The organism is Bacillus sp. Medicinal_06 (assembly GCF_056711665.1).
The window spans coordinates 57,999-73,345 of the sequence record NZ_JBWYHD010000002.1 but is presented as its reverse complement, the minus strand read 5'-3'; the positions used below and the strand labels follow the sequence as shown (position 1 = coordinate 73,345).

The 15,347-nt window shown below is 36.1% G+C and carries 18 protein-coding genes, 1 pseudogene and 1 riboswitch; of the genes and pseudogenes, 6 read left to right on the top strand and 13 right to left on the bottom strand.

Going from position 1 to position 15,347, the window contains the following annotated elements:
- Window positions 1–55 precede the first annotated feature (55 nt).
- Window positions 56–1,401 (top strand): annotated as a pseudogene (locus tag AC1M36_RS04015) (cytochrome ubiquinol oxidase subunit I).
- Window positions 1,391–2,419, top strand: a complete 1,029-nt coding sequence (gene cydB, locus AC1M36_RS04010; protein WP_336450554.1) for a cytochrome d ubiquinol oxidase subunit II — start codon at window positions 1,391–1,393, stop codon at window positions 2,417–2,419. Before AC1M36_RS04015 ends, cydB begins: the two are co-directional and overlap by 11 nt.
- A gap of 44 nt (window positions 2,420–2,463) precedes the next feature.
- On the opposite strand, the gene AC1M36_RS04005 is transcribed toward cydB, so the two are convergent.
- Window positions 2,464–2,679 (bottom strand): spore germination protein, encoded by a 216-nt coding sequence (locus tag AC1M36_RS04005; protein ID WP_336450555.1) that lies wholly within the window; start codon window positions 2,677–2,679, stop codon window positions 2,464–2,466.
- A gap of 197 nt (window positions 2,680–2,876) precedes the next feature.
- Between AC1M36_RS04005 and AC1M36_RS04000 the strand changes: the two genes are divergently transcribed.
- Window positions 2,877–3,905: a YdcF family protein gene (locus AC1M36_RS04000; protein WP_479845674.1), complete on the top strand. Its 1,029-nt coding sequence runs from the start codon at window positions 2,877–2,879 to the stop codon at window positions 3,903–3,905.
- Between the two features lie 62 nt (window positions 3,906–3,967).
- Here the strand turns inward: AC1M36_RS04000 and AC1M36_RS03995 are convergent, their stop codons facing one another.
- From AC1M36_RS03995 to AC1M36_RS03980, 4 genes are all read right to left on the bottom strand, one after another.
- Complete coding sequence (locus tag AC1M36_RS03995) at window positions 3,968–4,435, bottom strand: PIN domain-containing protein (RefSeq protein ID WP_336450556.1); 468 nt, start codon at window positions 4,433–4,435, stop codon at window positions 3,968–3,970.
- Between the two features lie 26 nt (window positions 4,436–4,461).
- On the bottom strand, window positions 4,462–4,776 hold the full coding sequence (locus AC1M36_RS03990; RefSeq protein ID WP_336450557.1) for a hypothetical protein: 315 nt from the start codon (window positions 4,774–4,776) through the stop codon (window positions 4,462–4,464).
- A gap of 304 nt (window positions 4,777–5,080) precedes the next feature.
- On the bottom strand, window positions 5,081–5,620 hold the full coding sequence (locus AC1M36_RS03985; RefSeq protein ID WP_336450558.1) for a DUF2199 domain-containing protein: 540 nt from the start codon (window positions 5,618–5,620) through the stop codon (window positions 5,081–5,083).
- Between the two features lie 24 nt (window positions 5,621–5,644).
- Window positions 5,645–6,508, bottom strand: a complete 864-nt coding sequence (locus AC1M36_RS03980; protein ID WP_336450559.1) for a LysR family transcriptional regulator — start codon at window positions 6,506–6,508, stop codon at window positions 5,645–5,647.
- A gap of 99 nt (window positions 6,509–6,607) precedes the next feature.
- On the opposite strand from AC1M36_RS03980, the gene AC1M36_RS03975 reads away from it, so the two are divergent.
- Window positions 6,608–7,762, top strand: a complete 1,155-nt coding sequence (locus AC1M36_RS03975; RefSeq protein ID WP_336450560.1) for an MFS transporter — start codon at window positions 6,608–6,610, stop codon at window positions 7,760–7,762.
- Window positions 7,763–7,812: 50 nt separating this feature from the next.
- Here the strand turns inward: AC1M36_RS03975 and AC1M36_RS03970 are convergent, their stop codons facing one another.
- The 5 genes from AC1M36_RS03970 to AC1M36_RS03950 all read right to left on the bottom strand — a co-directional run bounded on the left by AC1M36_RS03970 (window position 7,813) and on the right by AC1M36_RS03950 (window position 10,808).
- Window positions 7,813–8,046 carry a hypothetical protein gene (locus tag AC1M36_RS03970; protein WP_336450561.1) on the bottom strand — a complete coding sequence of 78 codons (234 nt, stop codon included), beginning with the start codon at window positions 8,044–8,046 and terminating at the stop codon, window positions 7,813–7,815.
- A 78-nt stretch (window positions 8,047–8,124) separates the two neighbouring features.
- Window positions 8,125–8,934, bottom strand: a complete 810-nt coding sequence (locus tag AC1M36_RS03965) for a DUF4247 domain-containing protein (protein ID WP_336450562.1) — start codon at window positions 8,932–8,934, stop codon at window positions 8,125–8,127.
- Window positions 8,935–8,946: 12 nt separating this feature from the next.
- Window positions 8,947–9,453 (bottom strand): DUF4178 domain-containing protein, encoded by a 507-nt coding sequence (locus tag AC1M36_RS03960; RefSeq protein WP_336450563.1) that lies wholly within the window; start codon window positions 9,451–9,453, stop codon window positions 8,947–8,949.
- Between the two features lie 21 nt (window positions 9,454–9,474).
- Window positions 9,475–9,879 carry a DUF350 domain-containing protein gene (locus AC1M36_RS03955; RefSeq protein WP_336450564.1) on the bottom strand — a complete coding sequence of 135 codons (405 nt, stop codon included), beginning with the start codon at window positions 9,877–9,879 and terminating at the stop codon, window positions 9,475–9,477.
- 263 nt (window positions 9,880–10,142) lie between these two features.
- A complete protein-coding gene (locus AC1M36_RS03950; protein WP_336450565.1) occupies window positions 10,143–10,808 on the bottom strand; it encodes a PspA/IM30 family protein in 666 nt (221 codons plus the stop codon).
- Window positions 10,809–11,219: 411 nt separating this feature from the next.
- Here AC1M36_RS03950 and AC1M36_RS03945 point away from each other — a divergent pair, with 411 nt between their 5' ends.
- Window positions 11,220–11,795 (top strand): lipoprotein BA_5634 family protein, encoded by a 576-nt coding sequence (locus AC1M36_RS03945; RefSeq protein ID WP_336450566.1) that lies wholly within the window; start codon window positions 11,220–11,222, stop codon window positions 11,793–11,795.
- A gap of 38 nt (window positions 11,796–11,833) precedes the next feature.
- Here AC1M36_RS03945 and AC1M36_RS03940 read toward each other — a convergent pair whose 3' ends face one another.
- The 3 genes from AC1M36_RS03940 to AC1M36_RS03930 are packed head-to-tail and all read right to left on the bottom strand — an operon-like array spanning window position 11,834 to window position 14,230.
- Window positions 11,834–12,001: a FeoB-associated Cys-rich membrane protein gene (locus AC1M36_RS03940; protein ID WP_336450567.1), complete on the bottom strand. Its 168-nt coding sequence runs from the start codon at window positions 11,999–12,001 to the stop codon at window positions 11,834–11,836.
- Window positions 12,002–12,017: 16 nt separating this feature from the next.
- The gene (gene feoB, locus AC1M36_RS03935) at window positions 12,018–14,006 is read right to left on the bottom strand and encodes a ferrous iron transport protein B (RefSeq protein WP_479845611.1); all 1,989 of its coding nucleotides are present in this window, start codon (window positions 14,004–14,006) and stop codon (window positions 12,018–12,020) included.
- On the bottom strand, window positions 14,003–14,230 hold the full coding sequence (locus AC1M36_RS03930; RefSeq protein ID WP_241814981.1) for a FeoA family protein: 228 nt from the start codon (window positions 14,228–14,230) through the stop codon (window positions 14,003–14,005). Before AC1M36_RS03930 ends, feoB begins: the two co-directional genes overlap by 4 nt.
- A gap of 199 nt (window positions 14,231–14,429) precedes the next feature.
- Window positions 14,430–14,531: riboswitch (TPP riboswitch) on the top strand.
- A 95-nt stretch (window positions 14,532–14,626) separates the two neighbouring features.
- On the opposite strand from AC1M36_RS03930, the gene thiT reads away from it, so the two are divergent.
- Complete coding sequence (gene thiT, locus AC1M36_RS03925) at window positions 14,627–15,292, top strand: energy-coupled thiamine transporter ThiT (RefSeq protein ID WP_336450569.1); 666 nt, start codon at window positions 14,627–14,629, stop codon at window positions 15,290–15,292.
- The last annotated feature ends 55 nt before the right edge of the window (window positions 15,293–15,347 follow it).

The following is a 15,347-nucleotide window of genomic DNA, read 5'->3' as shown; positions in this document are numbered from 1 at the left end:
ATATTTCCACTATAAACTAAATGTAGATAATGTTAAAAAGGAGTGAATCTTTATTATGTCCGACGTTCTGTTACTGAGTCGTTTTCAATTTGCAATTACTATTTTTCATCACTTTTTGTTTGTACCTTTGACAATCGGACTTGTTATTTTAGTAGCGTGTATGGAAACACAATATGTACGTACATTAAATCCCACTTATCGAAAAATGGCGAATTTCTGGGGTAAGCTATTTACGATCAACTTCGTAATGGGGATTATAACCGGTATTACGATGGAGTTCCAATTTGGGACAAACTGGTCAGAGTACTCAAAATACATGGGGATATCTTCGGTTCACCACTCGCAATCGAAGCACTTGTTGCTTTCTTCTTAGAATCTACTTTCATGGGAATTTGGTTATTCGGTAAAGATAAAATCTCACCAAAGTTCCGTGCTTTTTGTATGTGGATGGTTGCACTTGGAACAAATATTTCTGCGCTTTGGATTATTACAGCAAATGGATTTATGCAAAACCCTGTTGGCTACGTGGTGCGTAACGGCCGCGCTGAATTAAATGATTTCTGGGCACTTGTTACCAATCCTTACGCATGGCACATCTTCTTCCATACAGTTGTTGGTTGTTATATCGTTGGTGCTTTCTTCATTATGGCAATCAGTGCGTACCATCTATTACGTAAAAACGATGTGGAGTTCTTTAAAAAGTCATTTAAATTTGGGTTAGTTTTAGGATTATTAGCAGCAACTGCAATACCTTTCATCGGTCACCAATCCGGTGCTTTCGCTGCGAAAATGCAACCTGCAAAAGGCGCTGCAATGGAAGCAGTTTGGGAAACTGGTAAAGGTCAAGGCTTCTCAATCATCCAAATTCCCGATGTGAAGAATGAGGAGAACTTTGAATTATTAACAATTCCAAAACTCGGCAGCTTCTTCTATACAAACTCATTTGACGGAGAAATTGTCGGTTTGAAAGATATTCCGAAAGAAGATCGTCCGAATGTAAACCTTGTTTACTATAGCTTCCGTTTAATGGTTGCACTTGGCGTATTCTTCATGGCATTAACTTGGTTTGGTTTCTATTTAAACCGTAAAGGAAAACTAGAAAACTCAAAACGTTTCTTAAAAATTACAATGTGGTCTGTCTTACTTCCATATGTTGCGATTAACGCTGGATGGATTGTTGCTGAAGCAGGTCGTCAGCCGTGGACGGTATACAAATTGATGCGCACAGCTGAGGCTGTCTCACCAATTTCCGTTCCACAAATTTGGTTCTCATTAATTAGTTTAGTATTGTTCTACACATTGCTCTTAATTGCCGATGTATATTTAATGCTGAAGTTCGCGAAAAAAGGACCTGCAGCATTAGAAGAACCTACTAAGGAAGGTGCAGCTCATGTCTCATGATATGCTTGCAGTCATTTGGTTTGGTTTATGGGGCGTGATTTGGACAGTTTACTTTATTCTCGATGGCTATGCACTTGGTAACGGAATGATTTTCCCATTCGTTACGAAAGATCGAAAAGAACGAAATCAAATGCAAGAAGCAATCGGACCGTTCTGGGGCGGTAACGAAGTATGGTTAATTACAGCAGGCGGTGCAACATTCGCTGCCTTCCCAATCACATATGCAAATATGTTTAGCTACTTATATACACCGTTATTTTTAGTATTACTTGCTCTTTTTGCTCGTGCAGCAGGGCTTGAATTTATGCACAAAGACGATTCACCAGTTTGGCAAAGTACTTGTAAATGGGCGTTTGCAATTGGCAGCTTCCTTATCGCCTTCTTATTCGGTGTGACATTTGCAAACCTATACTACGGACTGCAAATCGGAAAAGATGGTTACGAAGGAACATTATTCAGCCTATTAAATCATTACGGTATTTTAGGTGGTCTCTTCTTCACCGCAATCTTTATCGTATCCGGCGCACTTTGGGTGATGATTAAAACATCTGGTGAAGTATCAGAACGTGCTTATAAAATCGCAAAACCATTTTCAATGGCAGCGGCGAGTCTTTTAGCCATCTTCTATGTGGCAACTGCAAACCGTACAAACTTATTCCAAAACTTTACGGAATATCCTGCATTATTCATTCTTCCGGCGCTTGCGATGCTAATGAGTGTCCTAGCAATTATTATGGTCTACAAACATAAAATTGGTCTTGCATTCACATTTATTTGTCTAACAATCGCAATGTTTATGACAACTGGCTTTGCAGGTATGTTCCCAAGAATGTTACCATCACGCATTAACGATGCATATAGTACAACGTTATACCAAGCAGCAGGCAGTGAATTAAACTTAAAAATTATGTTCTTCGTCGCAATGGTAATGGTACCGATTGTTATCGGATATCAATTATGGAGCTACACAATCTTTAAAGAAAAAATTCATAAAGACTCTGCGAAAGGGTATCACTAGAATAAAAAAGGCACTCAAAACGAGTGTCTTTTTTCACTTCAAGCTCATAGTGTAAACTGTATTCCTTGGTCATTCACATCTTTATCATACACATCTGTAGCACTAATTCCATTAAAGGCTCTCACAGAAAAACCTGAATTAGACGATCCAGAACCATTATATGATTTTTCTTCAAATATCGGGCGCACATTGTATTTATCCCCTAGATTAATTGTTCCATTGCAATTTTGTATGATTACACCATCAATAACAGCTGGCATCGTATCACTCACTTTCCTTATGTTATTTTCATTTTATGAAGAGAGCCTAGAAAAATAGCATGTTTGCAGCAAAAAAGAAAAATACATTCTCCAACAATGTTTATCATGAATTTTTTTTCAATTACGTTATTTACAAAATGTAATATATAATAAATGAGGCAATTATTCATAAAAAAATTGAGGTGTTTACAAAATTGATGTTTTTTGGAAGTATTACGCTTATTTTATTCCTTATTTTTCTATTCTTTTATTTTAGGGATCCTAGAAGTTTAATAATCGGATTTTTATTTAACCTGTTTTTTTGCTCATCGCTTATTCTTTTCCTTTATTTAGGTTTCAGCTCAAATTCTGAGATATTAAGAATTATTGCAATTATACCGTTTATTATCATCTTCTTAATGCTAACTTTTGGTGTATTCGCATTAATGATTGGACTATTTCTTAACGCAAGAATCTTAATGAGAAAAGAAGGACGTCGTTTATCGAACTGCTTAACCCTAATTGCTGGAATGGGTATGTTACTTGCTATGATATCCTTAGTAGTTGATCCAACTCGATTTTTCTCTCCTCATTTCCAGCCGATTTTTGCAGGAGTATCTTTAATCATGGTATATTTCTTTTTCCATATATCAACTTTCTTAACAGCTTATTTTTTATATCAATTTAACAGACCACGACGCAATCAAGATTTCATTATCGTTCTTGGCAGTGGATTAATTAATGATAAAGTACCACCGCTTTTAGCAAGTCGAATTAATAAAGCAATCGAATTTTACCATAAACAAGCTGCTGTCACGACTCCGCCTACAATCATTTTCTCTGGTGGACAAGGGCCCGATGAAAATCTTCCCGAGGCTGAAGCGATGCAAAATTATGCTGTTGAAAAGGGCATTCCTATCGAACATACAGTGCAAGAAAATCGTTCTGTCAATACGTATCAAAATATGCTCTTCTCAAAACAAATTATGGATTCGCTAAAAGACAAGTACCGAAGTATCTTTACAACGAATAATTTCCATCTATTCCGTGCTGGATTATACGCAAGACAAGCTGGGCTCAACAGCCAAGGAATCGGTTCAAAAACCGCTTTCTATTACTGGCCAAATGCGATGATTCGGGAATATATTGCAATTGTTGTAATGAGCCGAAAGTTTCATATGAAAGTGGTAGGCGCTATTTTAGGGTTCTGTGTCTTCTTATCTGTCATTAGCTTTTTAGTTAGTTAATTCAAAGTAAGCAAATCCTTTTGTACAGCAAAAAAAACATCTAATTACAAATTAGATGTTTTTTATATTTCTTGCGCTCTAATATTCATGATATCTTCAAATTCCTTAAAACTTATAATTCTTATACCTTCTGCTTCTAGCTGAAACTTAACAGTTTCTAAATCATCGCTATTATTCGTTACCATATAATCAACTTTCTTAAAAATAGCAGCCTGATAAAGGTGAAAATCATCTTTATCCTTGAGAAAACGTCTTAACTCTAAATCGATATTTGAATATGAACTTATACAATAAAAACAGGGTTCCATAATATCCATCATTTTCTTACTACTCTCTGAGAGTTTTTTAGCATGTTCGAACCCTAATTTCTTCAGCTTTGTCATTGTCACCGTTCTATACAACTCACCAATAATATGGGGTGACCAATAACATTCACATAACTCTTCATAAGCTGCATCATAGATAAATTTACGACATTCATGTCCGAATAGGACATTTGTATCAAATAACGCTGAAATTATTTGTTTCATCCCCTGATTCCCTTTTCTATACGAAATTATCCTTCAATCTCATCTTCTTCAATGTTTAACCAAGCAGTTGTCTCTAATTCCATTCTTCTTTTTCTTGCACTTACAAATGAAACATCTTCTTGTTCTATAAAGTTTTTAACAGACTCTATTAGGACAATAGGCTCTTCTAAAATTGCAGTAGTTCCATTTAATTTTTCTGTAGTTTGGATTTTTCCCTCTTTAATCCATTTAATAATAGGAATGCAAGAATTAACACTTAACAAATCAACCAAATCCTTAACTGAAACAGCATTAGAATTGAGCTGAGTTTCCTGTAATTTTTCAATTGTTGTAGGAGTCATCAGATTTTTCTCCTCCCCGTTTAGAAAATCTTTATTATACTTAGGATTATTATACATGATTTACACACCACCGTTTAAAGGCTTTTTTAGAATTTTCCCCCAATTCACTCGTGGTTAATCAAATATATTGTGAAATTAATTCTCTCCCTATTTCATATTCCCCTTTTTCTTACTTTAGAAAGTGAATTTTCATTCTCTTATTTTTATCCATGTTGATAGAAGAGCTTCAGACGCAAAACAAGCTGTGGAGAAGACTTTCTCCACAGCCTAGAAAAGCTTTCCTTTCGTAAGGATACTTTTCTTTCTAACTATGCTTAAGCACAATTTCTTTTATTTCCTTAACTCTCTCTAACGTAATCCCTTCTCTTTGTTCAACTGCTAAAGGATGGTTCGTTGGTTCTAATTCAATTAAAGGCCTAACTCCAACGGCTCTTGTATGAACGTTCGTCTTCAAGTTTAATGTTTCTGGATAACCTGGAAGTGACGTAGAAAGCCAACCAAAATAAGGCTCTTCTCCCTCTCTTCCTTCCGTTTCCCATAACTCCATTGTTCTATCAAAATTCGCTTCACTTAAAGAAACCCAAACATCCCACATGAATACTTCATTATCATCTAACACCGGTATTTCAATGCACCCTCGAATGAAATAATGTTCTCCATCCATAATACAAAGATCATCATTTAATTCAAAACGCTTTTTTCTTTCTTCCTCAGGAGTAACGTCATAGTAAAAAGGTGTATCACTTCCATAGCACATTGGTAATTCTGATTGCAAATGATTACATGTGAATTTTTGCTGAGGCATTTCTTTTTCATTCTTTCTCCCATATGTTCTTCTGCGCATTCTTGTTCATCTCCTTATGTACTCCTACGAAGAAATCGATAATTGATTACATACAAGAAAAGCATCAATGATAGGTGATCTTTCTTTAAATGCTAAATGAATATGACGATATTGTTTCTGCTTTAATTTTTTCATGTCAATATTTTTATGTGATTTAAAAAATAGCTCAGGCCCCATTGTAATTCCAATATTTTGCGAGACCATGTTCACAATCGTTTCGCAATTTAGTACTTCTAATATAATATTTGGACGTACTTGATAATCAGCTAAATTTTTTATCACTAATGGCTGATACGGACCTTTTGGCATAATAAAATCCATTCCATCAATTTGCTGAACATCCGCTACTTTTTGATTCATCAATGAATGATTTTTCGGTAACCCTAATACGATTTCATCTTTGCTAACCAGGATTGATTTTATTTGTTTCTTTGTATTCGTTTCTAATATAAACCCTATATCAACTGTACCATTATCAATCCATTCCGCTACTTCTTCGTATGTCCCTTCGAATAATAAAACTTTCACACCTGAGTAACTCTGTTTAAGATGCAATAACATGGCAGGTAATATTTGAGCTGCTGCACTTGTAAATGCTCCGATTTTCAATGTGCCTTCCAACCGGTTATTTTGCATAGATACTTCTTGTTTAATAGCCGCTTCGTTCTTCAATACATTTTGAATATGAGGAAAAAGACGATTTGCAAACTCAGTCATTCTAATCTCAGATTGCTTATTCCGGTGCAACAAAGGATATCCTAATTCTTTTTCTAAACTAGCAATCGCATGACTCACAGCTGATTGCGTCATATTCAATTGTTCTGCTGCTCTAGTAAAATTACCTAACTCTACTACCTTTTGAAACACTTCATATCTAGCTATCGTCATGAATCTTACTCATACCTTTCATGTAAAATATGAATTTCACTAATTTCATTATACTCGTTACGATGAGATTAGAACAAATCATCAAAAGGGGGACTCACATTGAATAAAATTTTTTTATTAACATTTGGGATGTTTGCACTAGGAGTAGATGCTTATATAATGGCAGGAATCTTGCCTCAAATCGCCGATGACTTTCATGTTTCAATTGGGACTGCTGGACAAACAGTAAGCATCTTTACAATTTGTTATGCGATTGCGGCACCTTTATTTGCTGCATGTATGAAAAAGACAAACACAAAACATACATTATTAGCAGCATTATTCCTTTTCACATTTTCTAACTTTCTGACCGCTGTAACTCATCATTTTATGATTCTCTTAATTTCTAGAGGCCTAGCTGGCATAGGTGCTGGCCTCTACTCACCATTAGCGTCGTCAGCTGCTGTTACATTAGTTTCTGAAAAAAGAAGGGGTAGAGCTTTAAGTACTGTTTTACTTGGAATGAGTGCTGGCACCGTAATTGGCGTTCCATTTGGCATATATATCGCTTCCATTTATGAATGGCGTATAGCGATGTGGTTTATTGTTGTGATTGGGACAATCGGGATATTTGCTCTCTTTGCTAAATTTCCTATGATAGAATCTAAACCTTTACCAACGCTAAAAGAGCGGCTAAATATGTTTAAAAATAAAAAGATTTCACTCGTCATGCTTATCACAATGGTATTAAGCTTTTGCAGTTTAGGTTTATACACATACTTAGATACTATCATTACTGCATATGGCTTTCAAAAATCTATCATGTTTATTTGGATGTGGGGAATTGGTGGTATTGCCGGAAGTTTTATAATTGGGTTTATAATGGATTTCTATAAGAAGCCAAAAATCATATTACTGTACTTAATGGGAATCATGTTTTTCTCGTTTATATGTATGGGGATTTTCCATGAAACTGCATTATTGTTAGCTATCTGCTTCATTCTTTGGGGAAGTACGGGGTGGGCGGCACTCGCTACTCAGCAAAAGACACTCTTAGAAATTAGCCCAGATCACGCTACCATTTCAATCGCTTTGCTTAGCTCTATTAATTATTTTTCTGGTTCTATCGGGACGGTGACAAACGGAATGTTTTTAGAAAAAGGAATAGCTCCTATTACTTTACCCTATATAATAGCTGGTGTATTGCTTTTTGCTATAGGAGGCCAAATTTTTTTTATAGGTAAGGAAATTGTAAAAGCACGTGAACTTCACTAAATTATGATTCAAAAATAAAAGTCCCTATCTTCTAAGATAAGGACTTTTTCTTACGCCCTTCCCCATTTCCCACCACACTTCACCCACTCCACATACTTATGAAACATAGGTACTTGTTCTCGAAATTGAAAAGGAACATATAAGAAAAGAAGATATAGCGGTATATACATAATTACTAACACTAAAAATCCGGTTCCAACATTTGAAGCTACTGTTGTACTTGTAAACAGACTCATGAACAATACGAGGAATAACACGAAACTAAATCTTTTATAAGTAGTCATGAATCATCCCTCCTCTATAACTTTATAGTAGCATAAAAAAAGCCCAAGAAGCATCTACTCTGCTCCTTGGGCTTTTCTCTATCTTCTCTTCGTAATTTTCCCTGAACCACCAACCCTTGTTTTTGGGGGAGACGTATTCCTTGGCGGGCTTTTAATGGATGATTTTGGTTTAACATCAGATCCGCTAGAACCACCAGGTGATTTTGTGATTTTCCCTTTTTTCTCTGTAGATGGTGGAACCGTCTTTGTTCCTTTTTCGACAATGCTTCCTTGGTCTCCTACAGATGGTTTCGGCTCAATCTTATCACTTCTTTTAATAATAGAACCCTTACCTTGTTTTGTAATAGGCGGTGGTGTTTGTTTCTCTTCTTTTGTAGGCGGCCTGTCTGGAATAACCGGTTTATGATCTTTCCGATCTGTATATCCTCGGTAATCACCATGATACGATTTACGTGAATCAAATATATCATTTAATATACTCGCCATAATATATCCTTGTAAAAAGGACGGGTGATAATTTTGACGAACGTATTCTTTATTACTAATTTCAATTAATGTATCAGACGGTTTTTCTTTATCCTTCTGAAGATTATATAACTTATCAGAATAGACAAGGAACATCTGATTTTCATCTTCTTTAGATACTTGCTTCGGCTTTTTCTCATCAATCAGTTCTTTTGCAACTTCTGGAACTGACCGATTAGCAGCCCTATACACATAAGATTCTTGCTTACCATCTTTTGCGACGGATTCTAGTGGATAACGATCTTGAATCGATTTTTCACTTTGACACCCTGATAAAGCATATCCAGCAATTACAAGTAATGTAACGATGGCAAGTATAGGGATTACGAATGATTTAATCATGGTAAACAATCGGTTTGACATGATTACGCCCCCTTACGTTGCCCTTATAATTTGTACATCAGCAGGAAGAATCGATTCTCCCTCATACATCATTGTACGTCCGTCTTGCCACTCAATGCGAAGTAGCTGCCGGTTATCAGATTGAAACTCCCACACATATTGTTCATCAGAGACAGCAAACGGTGTTTTTCCCATCACAACAACACGTCCGCTATATTGTTCTTCCATATGATACTCGATATCATCCATTTCAATTGTCGTTGGAATCTCATCTATCGAATCTAACCGGCCATCAATTGGTGTATACAACTTATAATACGTACTTTCACGATTTTCAATTTTTAAATAGCGAATTGTTTTCCCGTCCTGTAATGTTAAGACAATTTCATTCCGAGAATGCATGCTTGTTTTTCCGATCAATTCATACATCACTAATGAAACTTCAATCATATCGCCAGGGGCTAACGTGAGTAACGATTTCTCTGGTTTCACAGGCTCTGGACTTTTTATTATATTTTTAATACGTTTAAATAAACTCATGATGTATCCCTCCTTTTCTCGTTATAGACAAGCTGCTAAAATGAGGGCTCCAACAATATGTAACGAACCAGCTAATAAAGCATGTGCGACATGACCTTGCTTCGTTCCCTCTTCTAAATCTAAACCTGCTACTTTTTTCAAAATCAGTTCAATAAACATCTCTACAACTAATAAAATAACGAATGAAACCGCTGACGCAAGGAGCGCCTGCCATAAATCATTTGCTTTCGTAATTGATTGTGACAAAATATATCCTTGTGCAAAAAGCTTCATAATAAAACGTGTTGTAACCGCCATATTACCTTTTTTAATCTCTGTCAAATCGTTATATTTCGTAAAAATAGAATCAACCCACATAAGTGCAAATAAAAGAACAGCACTTGCTCCTGTCCATACGAGCATGGCTAACACATTCATCCATGTCATACAAAAACCTCCTCCTAGAAAAATAATAAGAAAACCGACATGATTGCTTTCCATGACATGCCGGTTTCTTTATCTACTATATATCTATTTTGATTTCCCGCATCTAAACTACAGCTTTGAAAATAAAAACAGGTTTCCTCTCATTCCCTATTTCTGTTCTCACACGGCATGGGATCCAAAAGAGCACTGACCGCTCCTACACACGGCCGGACACTCTCTTCCACCCAAAAAAGAAAGGTTTTTAGTCCTTCATTTATATATTATTATTTCTCATACTGCTTCATAATACGTGCTAATTCATCATCCACAGCTGAATTTTTATTTAAAGCTGCAAATTCCTCATCTAACGACTTTTCTTTTTTGTAAATTTCGCCGCTTGCCTCTGCTTCAGCTTCTAATTGAAGAGCTTTTTCTTCCATACGGCTTAGGCCTGCTTTTGCAGTATTGGCATCGAATCCAGACATTGCTTGATTAATGCTCTTTTGCGCCTTCGCAGCATTCACACGCGCTACAAGTGTTTCACGTTTATTTTTCAGCTCGGTTAATTGCTTACGCATTTCTTCTAACTTCGCACGAAGGTTATCAGCAGCTGCTTTATTTTGCTCATAGCTCGCTTTATATTCATTCATCTTTTGCTCTGCATTTTGCTTTTCCTCTAAAGCACGGCGCGCAAGATCAATATTATTCGCTTGAACAGCCATATGTGCTTGTTCTTCACGTTTCTTTACAAGTGCTTCTTGCTCTTCAAATAATAATTTAAACTTTTTCTCAAGCGCGATTTGAGCTGCTACACTCTTCTCAGCTTCTTGTACATCTTGCTGCATATCGCGTAAATATTGATCTGTCATCTTCACTGGATCTTCAGCTTTTTCAATTAGTGCATACACATTTGACATCGTTAAATCTCTTAATCGTTTAAATACAGACATTCATATTCCTCCTATGGATTACCTTATATTTCAAATTTACTTCCGGAAAAACTTTCCTTTACAGTAAGAATATTCATTTCCAAAGCCTACGTGTACATTATATCAAAACTAAGATGTCCTTACATGTTATTTACTAAATATACACCCTATAATCTGACATTGTTATTGCAATATGTACCCAACACCATAACTTTCATCTATATATTCTCTCCTTTCCATGATATTTTCAGCTCTTTTCAATACATTACATAATTGTAATGTTACTGTAAGCTAACTCGATAGTTAGAAAAACGTTATTCTTATAAAATGAAATCAGAAGCGAGATGAAACAAAAAAACAATTTTGCTTCTCTAAATTTAAAAAACAATACATTTGTATTTACTATAACGTATAGAAAAAGGAGACAAGAAAATGAAAAAATTAGTAGGAATCGGGTTAGCAGCAGCAATTTCATTAGGAGCGTTATCAGGTTGTTCTTTATTAGGTGAAAAAGCAAATGGCTTAGTATTATACGGAACGGATCAACAAGTCGAGCAAATAGCAGATAAGAATAAAAAAGATGTAAAAGAAAAAGATGTATATAAAATGAAACTTGCAATATTAGAAGATAAGAAAGTACTTGTAATGGACAAAAAGACTGGTGAAGAACTAGTGAAAAAAGAACTACTTAAGAAAGTAGAAAAAGATGACACAAAAGCAATCGATAAACTACCAGCAGTAACAGCGGATCAAGGTGTATTATTTGCGAAAGAAAAAGTAGAGAATGCGACAATTGATGGAGCGAAATTAAAATATGAGAGTAACACAATCATCGGTGATGGTCGTTCTTATGCAGATATGTTTGCAATTGTTGATGATGCTGCATATGGTAATGTGAAGGGCGAAGAGAAGACTGTAGGTGTACTAAAATTTGATAAAGACCCTAGTAAAGAATTACCTGGAGCAAACGGAGTAGAGGCTTCACAACTTGTAAAAATTAAAAAGTAGGTCATAAAAAAGCTTTGCGAAATTCGCAAAGCTTTTTTCTATTTATTCACGACCTGCTCCATATCGGGACTACAACTCTTTGACTGACATGATTTATTCAAGGAACACGCTGCACATTTCCCTTTTTTACTTCTCTTTACAAAATTGAATAATGTATATCCTGCATAACCAAAAATGACAGCTCCAATTACAATATTGACTATCATTATGATACATCCCCTTCTAGAATCCAAGCATGGATCCGACTTGGTATATAACGAGCGTTAATGCATAAGCAATGATAAGTGGATAAACAACAGAGAAAATCGTCCATTTTATAAACCCTGTTTCACGACGAATCACAGCTACTGTTGCTAAACATGGAACGTATAACAAAATGAAAAACATGAACGCATAGGCTGATAATGCAGTATAGTGCGCCCCCATTACATTTCCAAGCACATCTTCTTTCACTGCATAAATAATCGCCATTGTTGAAACAACAACTTCTTTTGCTAAAAATCCTGTTAAAAGCGATGCTGCCGCTTGCCATGTTCCAAAACCGAGCGGTGCTAAAATTGGTGCCACGAACCCACCAATCATCGCTAAGAAACTATCTCCCATATCTACACCAAATCCAGATGGACCAGCATAGTTGAGTAACCAAATGACAACAGACCCACCAAAAATAAATGTACCAGCTTTACGTACGAAACCTTTTCCTTTTTCCCATGTGCTCAGCCACAATGTTTTTGCTTGTGGCATACGATAAGGCGGAAGCTCAATCACAAAAATAGACTTTTCTTCTTTTAAAACAGTCATAGACATTACCTTTGTAACTAATAGCGCAAGTACAATCCCTGTAATGTATAAAGAGAACACGACAGTCGCTTGGCTATTCGGAAAAAAGACTCCCGCAAATAATGCATACACAGGTAACCGTGCTGAACAAGACATAAATGGTGTTACTAAAACAGTAAGCAGCCTCTCTTTCTCTTGTTCAATTGTTCTTGCTGCCATAATGCCTGGTACGTTACAACCAAAACCGATAATCATTGGAATAAACGCCTTCCCATTTAAACCGAAGAATTCCATAATCCGGTCCATAACAACTGCAATTCGTGCCATATATCCTGAGTCTTCTAGTAATGAAATAAAGAAAAAGAGTGCAAAAATTTGTGGGACGAATACTAATACAGCACCAACACCAGCAATAATCCCCTCTGTAACAAGCGCTTGAATAAAATCAGAGGCACCAATAGTTGTTAAGCCCGCTGTTACCCAATCGGTGAGTTGCCCACCGAAAAATTCATCAAGCATATCCGACAAAGGCGTCCCAATCCACGTAAACGTAACCTGAAAAATAAAAAACATAACTGCTAAAAAGATTGGAAGTCCCAAAACTTTATGTGTAATTAACTGGTCAACTCTTTCCGAAAAAGGAACCTTTCCTTCTTTTTCATGCTGAATGACATTTGTTTTGAACTTTTCAATATACGCTGCACGTGTATTATAAATATGCTGCTCTAATGTACCATCAAGTTCTTCTTCCAGATTAGAGCGAATTGCCACAAGTTCCTTATAAATCGGTAATCTACTCACTTCTTGTTCCACTACTTCATTATTGCTTAAAAATTGAATTGCAAGCCATCTTGGGTGTTCATAATTTTCCTTAGTTAAAAATCCCATAATCTCTGCAATTCCTACATCTATTTTTTCACCATATGAAAGAACGAACGGCTTTTTCTCTTTTTTATCACTCTCATGCAAAGTAGCAAGTAACTCTTCACAGCCTTTCCCGCTTCTCGCAACAACAGGAACGACCGTTACTCCTAATATTTCTGATAATCTTTTTACATCAATAACAATCCCGCGCTGCTTTGCAACATCGATCATATTTAACCCAATTGAAACTGGCTTACCAAATTCCAGCAGTTGCAATGTTAAATGCATATTGCGCTCAAATTGAGAAGAGTCAACAATATTCAGCATATGTTGAAATTCTTCTTTTAATAGAAAGTTTGTAACGACACCTTCATCACGCGAGACAGGATTTAAATCATATACACCTGGTAAATCAATTAATGTCCCTTGCTTATTCTTTAACTTACCAATCTTTTTTTCTACCGTTACCCCGCTCCAGTTTCCCACGTATTCATAGGAACCAGTTAACGCATTAAATAATGATGTTTTTCCTGTGTTCGGATTCCCTAGCAATGCAACCTTATTCACGCTAATTCCACCTTTATCATTTTCGCGTCACAATGACGAATACTAATTAATTGCCCACGGCATTCTAGTGTACATGGTCCCTTGAACATCGCTTTTTGTTTTACACGAAGTTCACTTCCTTCAGAAAGACCAAAAGCAGCTAATCTCCGCTTTAACAACTTATCTAACGCCTGTATATTTTTCACTAGTGCCTTTTCACCTATTTTGATGTCAACTAGACTCATAATCCCCCTCCTCAAAAGAGAATGATAATTATTTTCAGATAAATTATATCATATTGCATGAATCACTCACTATAGCATTCCCCTACCTATTTGTTAACATTTTTGAACAATTCTATTTTCATACTTTTTCCGTTATATAAATACCCATTTGCCATTCTCATCCATTTCAATTACAATGAATCTAACAATCAAAGAATCTCGTTATCACAGGGGGAGCCTCGTTGCTGAGAGGGAATATAATATTCCGACCCTTAGAACCTGTTAGTTAATGCTAACGTAGGAATTGTGCAAACGTCGAAATACATCTACCCCATCATTTTTTATTTACGTATTTCATATCTCCCTATGATACATTATTCTTTTTTTGTGCAACTTGGATTTAGGGGGAATGACAATATGCGTAACACCAATTTACAAGCGATGATTGAATCTGCAATCCTGGCAGCCTTTGCCTTGATCATCGACATTTTACCACTATCAATTAAACTTCCAACAGGCGGTTCTGTTTCATTTGCTATGATTCCTATTTTTATTATCGCTTACCGCTGGGGATTCAAAACGGCTTTCTTAGGAGGCTTGATTTGGGGACTGCTGCAAATTGTAGTCGGAGATGCTTATATTTTAACGCCAGTGCAAGCATTCATTGAGTACTTCGTTGCCTTTGCTTTTGTCGGCTTTGCCGGTTTATTCTATCGTCCCATTCAAAAAGCACTTGGAACATCCAGTCCTAGTAATGAACCATCTAGTCTAGGTAGTCGCAAAGATAAATCTTCACCAAAAAACAATCAGGGGAAAAAAGTGGTCGCTTATATTATCCTTGCTACATTTGTTGGTAGCTTTGCACGTTATTTCTGTCACTTTATTGCCGGTGTTATCTTCTTTGGAAAATACGCACCGCCAGGACAGTCAGCTGTTCTTTATTCATTGATTGTTAACGGTAGTACGATGCTTGCTTCTTTCGCTTTATGTACAGTATTATTACTCCTTCTATTTACAACAGCGCCACGCTTATTCAAAAGTGCAGGTGTATATAATATAAACACAAAAAAGAAGAGTGCTTAAATGGCGCTCTTCTTTTTAATTTAGTGAGTTATATCAATGCTCTATTTCACATTCT

Excerpts from the sequence above, each read along its gene's own strand:
- AC1M36_RS03980 (WP_336450559.1), bottom strand. The coding sequence starts at position 6,508 with ATGACGATAGCTAGATATGAAGTGTTTCAAAAGGTAGTAGAGTTAGGT.
- AC1M36_RS04005 (WP_336450555.1), bottom strand. The coding sequence starts at position 2,679 with ATGCCAGCTGTTATTGATGGTGTAATCATACAAAATTGCAATGGAACA.
- AC1M36_RS03995 (WP_336450556.1), bottom strand. The coding sequence starts at position 4,435 with ATGAAACAAATAATTTCAGCGTTATTTGATACAAATGTCCTATTCGGA.
- AC1M36_RS03950 (WP_336450565.1), bottom strand. The coding sequence starts at position 10,808 with ATGTCTGTATTTAAACGATTAAGAGATTTAACGATGTCAAATGTGTAT.
- AC1M36_RS03930 (WP_241814981.1), bottom strand. The coding sequence starts at position 14,230 with ATGAGTCTAGTTGACATCAAAATAGGTGAAAAGGCACTAGTGAAAAAT.
- AC1M36_RS03945 (WP_336450566.1), top strand. The coding sequence starts at position 11,220 with ATGAAAAAATTAGTAGGAATCGGGTTAGCAGCAGCAATTTCATTAGGA.
- AC1M36_RS03940 (WP_336450567.1), bottom strand. The coding sequence starts at position 12,001 with ATGATAGTCAATATTGTAATTGGAGCTGTCATTTTTGGTTATGCAGGA.
- cydB (WP_336450554.1), top strand. The coding sequence starts at position 1,391 with ATGTCTCATGATATGCTTGCAGTCATTTGGTTTGGTTTATGGGGCGTG.
- thiT (WP_336450569.1), top strand. The coding sequence starts at position 14,627 with ATGCGTAACACCAATTTACAAGCGATGATTGAATCTGCAATCCTGGCA.
- AC1M36_RS03955 (WP_336450564.1), bottom strand. The coding sequence starts at position 9,879 with ATGACATGGATGAATGTGTTAGCCATGCTCGTATGGACAGGAGCAAGT.
- AC1M36_RS03960 (WP_336450563.1), bottom strand. The coding sequence starts at position 9,453 with ATGAGTTTATTTAAACGTATTAAAAATATAATAAAAAGTCCAGAGCCT.
- AC1M36_RS03985 (WP_336450558.1), bottom strand. The coding sequence starts at position 5,620 with ATGCGCAGAAGAACATATGGGAGAAAGAATGAAAAAGAAATGCCTCAG.
- AC1M36_RS04000 (WP_479845674.1), top strand. The coding sequence starts at position 2,877 with ATGTTTTTTGGAAGTATTACGCTTATTTTATTCCTTATTTTTCTATTC.
- AC1M36_RS03970 (WP_336450561.1), bottom strand. The coding sequence starts at position 8,046 with ATGACTACTTATAAAAGATTTAGTTTCGTGTTATTCCTCGTATTGTTC.
- AC1M36_RS03990 (WP_336450557.1), bottom strand. The coding sequence starts at position 4,776 with ATGACTCCTACAACAATTGAAAAATTACAGGAAACTCAGCTCAATTCT.
- AC1M36_RS03965 (WP_336450562.1), bottom strand. The coding sequence starts at position 8,934 with ATGTCAAACCGATTGTTTACCATGATTAAATCATTCGTAATCCCTATA.